The following is a 10,456-nucleotide window of genomic DNA, read 5'->3' on the forward strand; positions in this document are numbered from 1 at the left end:
AGTTAAACAGTATATAAAAAAGCTAGTATACTCTCCTTTCTTTAAACGGATAATAACGAAAGAAATGTTATGTTAAAATGAAAGGAGTAAGACAAGATGAAAAAAAGAAAATATTTATTTGGCCTTCTATCCACCATTTTATCTGTAGGATTCCTTTTCGGTTGTAATGATAAAAAGGATGAAGCCGAGCCCGATCCAACTGAAGAACCTTCTGAACAAAAGGCAGAAAATGATCGCAACAATGGACCACGAGATGTGGGATTCCAACCCGATGGAACCGAGAATAATAATGTAGATGATAATAATCAGACACGATTAGAGGTAGCTGATAAGGCTGCAGATCGCATTGCTAAATTAGACGAAGTAGACAGTGCAATTGTGATTGTTACAAACCGAAATGCCTATGTGGCAGTTGTTTTACGTGATGGAACAAAAGGAGAAGTAACAGATCGTTTAGAAAAGAAGATTGCCGATCAAGTAAGAGCGACAGATCCAGATATTCGAGACGTATTTGTATCATCTAATCCTGACTTTGTAGAGCGTATGAGGGATTATGGAAACAGAATTAATGAAGGCGCTCCAGTAAAAGGGTTATTTGAAGAGTTTACTGAAACCGTTCGAAGAGTATTTCCTAACGCTCGTTAAATTAGAGTGATTGAGTGTAACAAGTCCATTCGCTATGTGCTAAAAAAGAGAAACCCTTGTTCAACGGGTTTCTTTTTTAGTTACTATGATAGTAGGGTTTATCAAAAAAACTCATACTTTGTGGACAAAGTATAAGCCTTTGGTTGACCGATCAGCAAATTAACTATCTCATTTTTCCAAATAATCTATAGTATTATATCATTTACACTTTACCTATATGTCAAGTAGGAATTAAAAATTTGAATATTCTTTTTAGTTAAAATATGGTATTATTTTATGTAACAAAAGGAGGTTCTATTGTGACAACTACCATTACCTATAAACGAAATTGTCCTATTAATGCGCAACAACTAATCAGCGTCTTTGCATCTTCTGGTATCAAGCGTCCTATCCAAGACGTGGCTCGAATCCAGAAAATGATTGACCATGCGAATTTACTGATTACGGCTTGGGATGGTGAAAAGCTAATTGGCATCGCTCGCTGCGTAACTGATTTTAGCTATTGCTGCTACGTATCAGATCTTGCCGTGTGTAAAGAATACCAGCAAAAAGGAATTGGAAAAACACTTCTCAATAAAATAAAAGAAGAAGCAACTGATCAATCAGCCATTATTTTATTATCTGCACCAAGCGCAGTTGAATACTATCCTCATATTGGTTTTGAACAAGTGGACGTCGCTTTTCGTATTCCTCGTTCCAATTAAAAAAGTCTCAAAGCACTTGTATAAACTCAGGTGCTTTGAGACTTTTTATCGGGAAGAAATACCATGAACGTACTTCCTTTATTTATGCGACTTTCAACAGAAATCGAGCCTTCATGTAAGTTAACAATTTTTTTAGAAATCGCAAGCCCCAGCCCATTACTTTTTAGCGACCTTGATTTATCTACTGTGTAAAAGCTTTCGAAAATGTACTTTTGATCTTCTTCATCTATACCAATTCCCGTATCTTTCACTGAAACGGTTACACCTTCTTTCACAGAAGACATTGAAACTTCAATCGTGCCGCTTTGATGCGTATATTTAATACTGTTTGAAAGCAAGTTAAGCCATACTTGCTCCAGTAGCTCTTCATCTCCTTCAATCCTAACTCTTTCTAAATCGAGCTCAATCTCAAGTTCCTTCTCTGTCCACTGTGGCTCTAACGCCAGAATGACATGACGGATTTGTTCATCCAAATCGTACGTTTTGTGATGAAACGGATGATGCTCAGCATCTAATGAAGCTAGCTTTAAAAGATTCGAGCTTAATTGTGAAAGCCTTGTACTTTCTTTTTCAATAATCGTTAAATATTGCTGCTTTTTATCTTCACTCACAATATTATCTTTTAAGGCTTTTGAAAAACCTTTAATAGAAGTTAACGGTGATTGAATTTCATGGGAGACGCTCGCAATAAACTCTTGTCTCATCGTTTCAATTTTGTTGAGTTCTTTTGCCATTTGGTTGAAATTTTTGGTTAATAAACCAATCTCATCGCTAGATGCATGCTCAACTTGAACCGAGTAATCCCCCTTACCTACTTTTTTCATTGCTCCACTTAATCGCTGAATTGGTTTGATAAGAATCGTAGAAACGTATGCAAATAAAATAATTCCAATAAACAACACGCTTATGAGCTGAATAAGCTGTACGTCTTGAATAACAGAAATTTGCCTTTGAGGATGCGACTGAACAAATAAAGCATATTTCTGATTATTTTCAATAAAGGGTATTCCCACAATGTTTGGTTTTGGCTTATTGGATGGTTCACTTTCAACCGTTGAAAACCGATCTCCCCGCAAAACATTATCTACAACGCTTTTGTCAATGGGCAAGGTCGGTCCTCGATCGCCTAATACTCTCCTATTATACTCGGAATCAACAATAATAAATGAAAAGTGAATAAATGATGTATTCGATAAAAAACGAGCGGCTTCATCGGAACCATTTGCACCGTATAATTGAATGAACTCCTCACCCATCCGAAACATATCCGGCTCTAGCTTATCACCTAGCCTGTCTTTACTTAAAAGTGTTGTAATAGTAATTGTAATAATAACGCTTAACACAATCGTTATTATAAACGAAAGCACCAGTTTCAAATAAATTGACTTCACATTAACACCCTTCTAGTTTATACCCTAGCCCTCGAACAGTTTTAATTTCAATATTTGCCTTAAGACCACTTTGATTTAAGCGCTCACGAATCCTTTTGATGTGGACATCAATAGTTCGTTCATCTCCTTCGTAATCGAAACCCCAAATACTTTGGATAAGCTGGTCTCTTGTGAAGATTTTCCCAGGTGAACTCGCCAATTTAAACAAAAGATCAAATTCTTTTAGAGGAAGGCTTTCAACATAGTCACCAACATGCACTTCAAGTTTCGTACGATCTAATCGTATATTTTCAATATGAACAATATTACTTGCTTCAATTCGATACCTTCTCAAAAGTGCCTTCACTCTAGCAACTAATTCTTCAGGGTTAAATGGCTTGACAACATAGTCATCCGTTCCAATATCAAAGCCTTTTAGCTTATCGTGAGCTTCACCTCTAGCCGTTACCATTAGTACGGGTATATCAAAATACTCTTTAATCTCTCTTGTTAATTCCCATCCATCTTTATAAGGCATCATAATATCTACCACGGCCAAGTCTACTCTAAATTCTTCTAACTTTTGCCACGCTTCTTCTCCATCTCCTGCTTCAATCACTTTAAATCCTTGTGTTTCTAGATAAACTGAAATCAGCTCTCGAATATGCTGATCATCGTCTGCTACTAAAATTTGAATCACGCTGTATTTCCCCCGTCCATTATCATCCTTTATCATGTGACTTTATTATATAAATTAAATATGAATTGAATATGAACAATGCTCTTACTTTGTTTTCAATCGCTCTTGTTGAACAATTTGCTGCAAGTAAGATAAAAATATATTCCGTAAATCTTCTCTTTTTAAAGCCATTTCAACCATTGCCTGTAAGTAACCAACCTTATCACCAATGTCGAAACGACTTCCTTTTAGCCGCACACTAAAAATCTGTTCATACTGAGATAAATCTTTTATCGCATCTGTTAATTGTAATTCATTTCCTACTCCTTTTTCAATTTTTTTTAGCGACTGAAAAATAGAAGGCGTTAAGATATATCTTCCCATAATGGCTACATTCGATGGCGCTTGCTCAGGTTTTGGCTTTTCCACCACGTCTTCAACTGAATATACATCCCCAACCACAGACCCAGCTTTAATAATTCCATACTTTGATACATCTTCTTTCTTTACTTCTTTAACACCAATAACCGATTGATTCAGTTCTTCATACACCTTTATAAGCTGCTTCAAAGCCGGCGTTTCACCTACCATTACATCGTCACCAAGCAAGACTGCAAAAGGTTCATCTCCAATAAACTTCTCTGCACACAAGATTGCATGCCCGAGCCCTTGAGGCTCCTGCTGCCTGATATAGTGTACGCTTGCCATCTTCGAAATACGCTGTACATTTTCTAATAGTTCATACTTTCCTTTTTCTACTAGCAGATGTTCTAATTCAACTGACTTATCAAAATGATCTTCGATTGCTTTTTTATGCTTACCTGTAATAAAAATAATGCTTTCAATGCCCGCTTCTACTGCTTCCTCCACAATATACTGCACGGCAGGCTTATCAACGATTGGGAGCATTTCTTTTGGAAGAGCTTTTGTGGCTGGTAGAAACCTAGTACCTAACCCTCCAACCGGAATGACTGCTTTTCTAACGTTCATAGTGTTCCCTTCCTTCCATTGTTTTTGTAAACACATAGCGATTTGTTAGCACAAAATTAATTCCTAAACTACCTATACTTGCAGCCCCTTTACTTACAAAAAGGTTGAAAGAGGCATATTCATGACATAGCAGCAAAATAAGCGAACTACAAATGAATGTAACCAAATTGACAACTAAAAATTTAGTAACTTCCTTAACCGTTGAGGGCTCTTTTCGTTGAAACGTCCATTTTCTGTTTAGCGTATAGCTATTTGCAACTCCAGCTCCATAAGATATCCACTGAGCAATTAAATAATACATGCCAAATGACACGAGCACCATGTAGACGCTTAAATCAATTACCGTGTTTAAGACACCAACTGATGAAAACTTTGAAAATGCAAGTAAGCCTTTTTTATTCACGATGAGCAAACTTTCTTATCGGCTGTTGCTTGTATGTTTTTCTCACAATATAAAGCGGACGATTTTTGGCTTCGTCATAAATCCGACCAATATATTCACCAATCATTCCTAAAATCACCAAAGTAAAGCCACTAAACAACAGTTGAATAACAATAAGAGATGACCACCCTGCAATTGTGTTATCCGTAAATAGCTTTAAATATAAAACGATAATAAGATAGACAAAGCCGATAAAAGATAATGCTACGCCAGTATAGGTTGCTAGTTTTAAAGGCTTATATGAAAAGGAAGTAAGGCCATCAAGCGATAATTTCAGCATCTTTTTCAGCGGATATTTTGATTCCCCAGCTGCTCGTTCATCTCGTTCATACTCCAAGGCAATTTGCTTAAACCCAACCCAACTGACAAGACCTCTGACAAATCGATTCTTTTCTTGTAATAGCTTCATTTGATCGCATACTTTACGATCTAGCAAGCGAAAATCTCCCGTGTCTAGAGGGATTTCAATATCAGTCATTGAGCGCAGTAATCGGTAAAACATGGCAGCGGTATGCTTTTTAAAATACGATTCTCCTTTTCTCTTTGTACGCTTCGCATAGACTACGTCGTAACCTTGCTTCCATTTATCAATCATTTGGAGAATCAATTCAGGTGGGTCTTGTAAATCTGCATCAATGACTACCACCGCATCTCCCTTGGCATAATCCATGCCAGCAGTAATTGCAATTTGATGACCAAAGTTACGTGCAAAATCTAACAGCATAACTGACGAGTCTTGTTGACTATATTGAATTAAAATATCTGCTGTTTTATCGTGGCTACCGTCGTTCACGAAGAGAAGCTCATACGCTTCTCCTGTGGACTTCATCACTTCTGTTAAACGATGGTAAGTTGTATGAATAACCTCTTCTTCGTTATAAACAGGAATGACAATGGAATATTTAATTGCACTCATTTATTCTTCTCCTTTCACATCAACATAATAGAGTTGTGAAGCCCCTCCACCAGGTCCATCTTGTTGGCTATTCTCATTTTCTTTCCATTCTTCGGAAGGAATCTCTGTGCCGTTCTCCTGAATCCAGCTAATAATGTCAGAGTTTCCACCCATTCCTCGATTTCCAATTAAGAAGTAGTGAACATCTCCACTTGCAACAAGCTTTTCAAGTTCTGTAACTGTTAAAATGGAATCAGCCCCTGAAAAACCTCCCATCGTCATTACGGCTTCGCCCGTTTCAATGATATACGGTGCTGCCGCTGTGGAATCGAGCGTAGCAAATAGGTACTTTGTTCCGTTGCGATTCTTTTCAAGGAACGTAAGAAGAGATTGGTTAATCTGTCCATTCATTCCACGACCGTCATTTCTCTTCTCTCTATTGGTAGAACTCTTTTCATCATTAGGTGCTTCATTCGTATCTACTTGATTGTTATTGTTTATTGAGACGTCTTGTTCATCACCTGGAAATGCCATATCATCCATTTGAGGTAGCTGTTCATCTTGCGAAGACGTTGGACCCGCTTCTGGAAGCATGCTGTTTCCACCATAAAGAATTGGTGTCATTGCCCAGTAAAGTGGACCAATCACAAGCACAATAAGTGCTGCTGTCATCATATACGTATTGATTGCTGATCGCTGTTTCATACTCCCAAGTGCTAAAGCCAATGTAATTCCGATAATCCCCACAGCCAAGATAGATGCAAGACCGATTGTTTCACGATCCGGTAGCATAATGCTAACCTGCAACCCAGCTGTTAATGCAATACCTACCGGCAACAGCCATGACTTCCACCCTTCGAGGCCACGATATGCCTTCCATAAAACTGGGAGTCCTGCTCCTATTACTGCTGCTAACGGCGGTGCTAGCATGATGAGGTAATACTGATGGAAAAATCCTGCAATGCTAAAGAACACAGCTACTGGTACTAACCACGCTAACCAAAATACAGTATGAAGAACTTTCGTGCTTAGGGTTTCTTTTACTCTTGCCCCTCCCAACAAACTGATAATGCTCACAATCGCTAATGGTAAAAACCAGCTAATCTGATCTGCAAGTCCATCTTGAATTAATCGAAACATGCCAGGCGTTCCTGTATTAAATCTTCCAGCGTTTCCTCCACCAGGGTCATTGTTATCTCCGTCCATCTGTGGAGGGGATTGTCCGCCTGGTGCATTTCTAAAATTTGAGTCTTGTCCACTATCTAAGTTTGAGTTTTGCTGATTTTCATTGTCACTTGAATCAGTTGTATTTCCTCCACCTTGCATCCCTTCATTTTCTAGTGCTAATTCATCTTGCTTATCACCGCTTGGAGGTATCAGATGCTCACCTTGTTCTTCATTTTGTCCACGGCTTCCTTGGGGGCTACCCCCACCAGACATCTCTCCTGTCAAACGCGAAATACCGTTGTAACCGAGCGCTAGCTCTAATACTGAGTTTGTTTCACTACTTCCAATATAAGGCCTTTTATCTTCTGGAATTAAGTCAACAATTGTTGCCCATGAAAGCGATACAACAATTAGTAGTACTGTCGCTCCAGATAATAAGCTGATTTTTTTCTTCCAGTCAATCTTTGCTGATAGCCAGTAAAATAAATAAAATGCTGGTAAAACCATATAAGCTTGCATCATTTTCATATTAAATCCAACACCAATGAGCACAAACGCTAGAAACAGCCAGCGATGTTTTTTTATGGTTATCGCTTTAAACAGCATCCACGTTGCTAATAATAAGGTAAAAACAAGTAAACTATCGATGTTGTTGGTTCGACTAACGGCTGGAACAATTGGCGTTATAGCCATGGTTAGCGCAGCTATTCGCCCCGCAGCTACACCAAATACTTTTTTTATCATGACGTACAGCAGAATAACTGACCCTACTCCTGCTAACGCTTGAGGCAAAATCACACTCCAACCGTGAAATCCAAAAATCTTAGCACTAATCGTTTGAATCCAAAACGCAACGGGCGGCTTATCCACCGTTACGAACCCCGCTGGGTCAAACGATGCAAAAAAGAAGTTATGCAAATTTTGCATCATGCTTTTGACAGCTGAGGTGTAATACTGGTTGACATATTCATCTTCCCATATATTCGTAAAGTTTAAGGCTACAGCTAGTGTTAAAATCCACACTAACCATTTATCAATTTTTTTCTTTTTTCTATTCATTCTTTCACTCCCTTATTGATTGTAAGGCTAGTGTAATAAATGAATATGAACTGATTATGAACATTCTTCTTAGATTAACTATTTAGGTACAAAAAAAAGCAGGTGTAATCTACACCTGCTTACCACTATAACCCTGCGTTACGCTGCAATCGTTTGGCAATCTCTGCGAACTCATCTGGACCGATTCCAGGAGCAAACTCTTCAGTTACCTCTTCTAAGTCTGGAATTTTCCCACCTTTAGGCGTTCCTTCAATGACTTCTAGCTTCCCACCATCTTCTGGGTGCGTACCTTTCCAAATCTTCGCAATTCCCATATAATCAGCATCACTAAATGTATAGAGACGGCGATGAACACCTTGGTCTTCATATTTTCTAGCAGCATCGAACGATTTGTTACTCAAATTTGGAATTGGCACTAGTTTTGTAACATCCACACCGGTTGCAATTTCTAACGCTTTAGCATATGCCACAACGTGAACCCCACCACGAACTAATAAATATCCAATCATTTCACGAGCAACTGGGTTATCTGTCATTTGGTATACCCTCATTTTATGGGTTCTTGCCCCACACTCCAAAAAGAAATTGTGCAATAAATCCAGAATTAAATTTCCACTATTAAAGACATTTTCTCCTGTCCAAGCTTTTCCCATAGAGTCGAATGGATAAGCTGTTTGCGCAGTGGCAATAAAATGCTGGGTATTGCGCACATCCTTTGCATCCTGCATTGGCGTAATATCTGGATCACCCGGAAACGTAGATCCTTCTAACATAAGATTAATTGTATTGGATACGAGTTCTACATGCCCAAACTCTTCTGCTGTAATGCTCGCAACTAAATCATAAAATGGGCGCAGCTTTTTCTTTGTACGAAAATTAAATGACTGATACATATAGTTGTTTAGCGTAGACATCTCTCCAAACTTACCACCTAATAGCTCTTGTACAGCAGCAGCTGCGTTCGGATCTGGATTTTTCGACTCTGGTAAATCAATTAATAATTTATCAATCCGCTTAAACATAGCGCATTCCTCCACTCTCTCTCTGAAAAATTCCATCCATTAAGATGTATGAAGTGACAAGGTTGTCTCATTCGCCAAATGAATTTTTACACAAAAACAGTGCACCTCAACCGTTAAACCATCTAACAATTGAGGCGCATTTTTTCTGCTTATTATTCAGGCATAATCCACACAATTTGTTGAATACGTACAAAGAAGCTAGAATCTTTTGATTGAATGACAACGTGATCAATTTTAACATCCTTAACTTTTCCACGTATGTTTCCACGTACGGTTTCAATAACTACTTCTTTCCCCTTGACTGATTCAAGAGTCGCAAATACATAAGGATCGACTTGAGTTACCATATAAGGCGCTTCATAATTACGCTCGTCTTGTTCATAAGTCATCCGTTTATCGTCTCCTTTTTTCTATTGTCGTTTTAATGTATGCATCATTCTTTCAAACATGAACATTTATTAACGTACACACTTATGCTTTACATGGCTTGGTTCTAGTGAATATAATAAAACAAAAATGAAAAAAGGCAGGCTATTTATGAGCGAAGATTATGCATTTCGATTTCATATTAAAGACTCTTATCCAATAGACAAACCTGAGACAAAAGAAGCTGTTGTTTTCACAAAGATTAAAACAAAAGCGGGGGACATACTTTTTGAAGGAGATGTACGCGTGCACGTTACTTCCATTGGGGTATTTCCTGTAGTAAAAGATATTGCAAGTGCCGTATCAAATAAATCGCTTCGTCAGCAGTTAACTGCAGAAGTAAAGCGCTATGTTCGTCCTCACCGAAATTTTTTATAACTTTATCCAAACATTTGACCAAGAGGCCCTTCGTCTGCGATTATATCTTGAATATCATAAATAGAAATAGGAAAGTAAGGAATCCCATATGCATACGGTGCTAAATCATAGAGCTGATAAAATAACACAAGCGACTTATCGGCAATATAAAAGTCTTGATTTGGGTTAATTCCCGTATATTCTCCGAGAACCATAATGTCTCGTTCTTTAATCTGATTCTCCACGAGCTCAGATAAGCGTTTAACATAATTGCTGTCAGGCTTAAATAAATCCTTTAGTTTATATACCTTTCCATTCTTTGTATTAAAGGTGATAGGTACGACAACGGTTAATCCATGTGCACCACCTGAAAAAGCATAGTTTATGAGCGTTAAGCTCAGCACATCACGCTGATTGTTTTTCAATTCATAGTATCCTGTTTCGGTCGTATCAGGGTTTTCCCCGTACCCTTGTTGAACAATTAATTCGTTTGTTCGCTTTAAGAGCTTAGCGTTCATTTTATACTGAACTGCTTGATTAGCCATTCCATGAATGACCGGGTAAACCACGTCTAATTTTGGTTTCACGATGCGCTGAGAATATACAAGAAGCGGCAGCGTAATCAATTTTCTCATCTCCCTTTACACTTGGTTTCATCTTAATGTATTCTCCTCACCATCATTATACGACAACAAGAAAG

At 38.1% G+C, this 10,456-nt stretch carries 12 protein-coding genes; 3 read left to right on the plus strand and 9 right to left on the minus strand.

Annotated features, from left to right (window positions below):
• Positions 1 to 96 precede the first annotated feature (96 nt).
• Both BFL01S_RS16850 and BFL01S_RS16855 read left to right on the plus strand, forming a co-directional pair.
• On the plus strand, positions 97 to 645 hold the full coding sequence (locus tag BFL01S_RS16850; RefSeq protein ID WP_061786395.1) for a YhcN/YlaJ family sporulation lipoprotein: 549 nt from the start codon (positions 97 to 99) through the stop codon (positions 643 to 645).
• 299 nt (positions 646 to 944) lie between these two features.
• Positions 945 to 1,349, plus strand: a complete 405-nt coding sequence (locus tag BFL01S_RS16855) for a GNAT family N-acetyltransferase (protein WP_025908869.1) — start codon at positions 945 to 947, stop codon at positions 1,347 to 1,349.
• Between the two features lie 26 nt (positions 1,350 to 1,375).
• Here BFL01S_RS16855 and BFL01S_RS16860 read toward each other — a convergent pair whose 3' ends face one another.
• The 8 genes from BFL01S_RS16860 to BFL01S_RS16895 form a co-directional block, all read right to left on the minus strand.
• Complete coding sequence (locus BFL01S_RS16860) at positions 1,376 to 2,740, minus strand: sensor histidine kinase (RefSeq protein WP_061786396.1); 1,365 nt, start codon at positions 2,738 to 2,740, stop codon at positions 1,376 to 1,378.
• A gap of 1 nt (position 2,741) precedes the next feature.
• The gene (locus tag BFL01S_RS16865; RefSeq protein ID WP_025908871.1) at positions 2,742 to 3,419 is read right to left on the minus strand and encodes a response regulator transcription factor; all 678 of its coding nucleotides are present in this window, start codon (positions 3,417 to 3,419) and stop codon (positions 2,742 to 2,744) included.
• Between the two features lie 84 nt (positions 3,420 to 3,503).
• Positions 3,504 to 4,388, minus strand: coding sequence for a UTP--glucose-1-phosphate uridylyltransferase GalU (gene galU, locus BFL01S_RS16870; RefSeq protein WP_061786397.1), 885 nt, complete (start codon positions 4,386 to 4,388; stop codon positions 3,504 to 3,506).
• Positions 4,378 to 4,791 (minus strand): GtrA family protein, encoded by a 414-nt coding sequence (locus tag BFL01S_RS16875; RefSeq protein WP_025908873.1) that lies wholly within the window; start codon positions 4,789 to 4,791, stop codon positions 4,378 to 4,380. The genes galU and BFL01S_RS16875 overlap by 11 nt, the downstream gene beginning before the upstream one ends.
• The gene (locus BFL01S_RS16880) at positions 4,784 to 5,746 is read right to left on the minus strand and encodes a glycosyltransferase family 2 protein (RefSeq protein ID WP_061786398.1); all 963 of its coding nucleotides are present in this window, start codon (positions 5,744 to 5,746) and stop codon (positions 4,784 to 4,786) included. Before BFL01S_RS16880 ends, BFL01S_RS16875 begins: the two co-directional genes overlap by 8 nt.
• The gene (locus tag BFL01S_RS16885; protein ID WP_025908875.1) at positions 5,747 to 7,951 is read right to left on the minus strand and encodes an ArnT family glycosyltransferase; all 2,205 of its coding nucleotides are present in this window, start codon (positions 7,949 to 7,951) and stop codon (positions 5,747 to 5,749) included.
• Positions 7,952 to 8,076: 125 nt separating this feature from the next.
• Positions 8,077 to 8,973 (minus strand): manganese catalase family protein, encoded by an 897-nt coding sequence (locus BFL01S_RS16890; RefSeq protein ID WP_061786399.1) that lies wholly within the window; start codon positions 8,971 to 8,973, stop codon positions 8,077 to 8,079.
• Positions 8,974 to 9,125: 152 nt separating this feature from the next.
• A complete protein-coding gene (locus BFL01S_RS16895) occupies positions 9,126 to 9,362 on the minus strand; it encodes a YuzF family protein (RefSeq protein WP_025908877.1) in 237 nt (78 codons plus the stop codon).
• Positions 9,363 to 9,510: 148 nt separating this feature from the next.
• On the opposite strand from BFL01S_RS16895, the gene BFL01S_RS16900 reads away from it, so the two are divergent.
• Positions 9,511 to 9,777, plus strand: a complete 267-nt coding sequence (locus BFL01S_RS16900) for a hypothetical protein (protein ID WP_061786400.1) — start codon at positions 9,511 to 9,513, stop codon at positions 9,775 to 9,777.
• 2 nt (positions 9,778 to 9,779) lie between these two features.
• Here BFL01S_RS16900 and BFL01S_RS16905 read toward each other — a convergent pair whose 3' ends face one another.
• Entirely contained in the window at positions 9,780 to 10,391 is a 612-nt protein-coding gene (locus tag BFL01S_RS16905) for a DUF3298 and DUF4163 domain-containing protein (RefSeq protein ID WP_224840368.1), read from the minus strand.
• Positions 10,392 to 10,456: the final 65 nt, after the last annotated feature.

The organism is Priestia flexa NBRC 15715, from assembly GCF_001591565.1.
GTDB lineage: Bacteria > Bacillota > Bacilli > Bacillales > Bacillaceae_H > Priestia > Priestia flexa.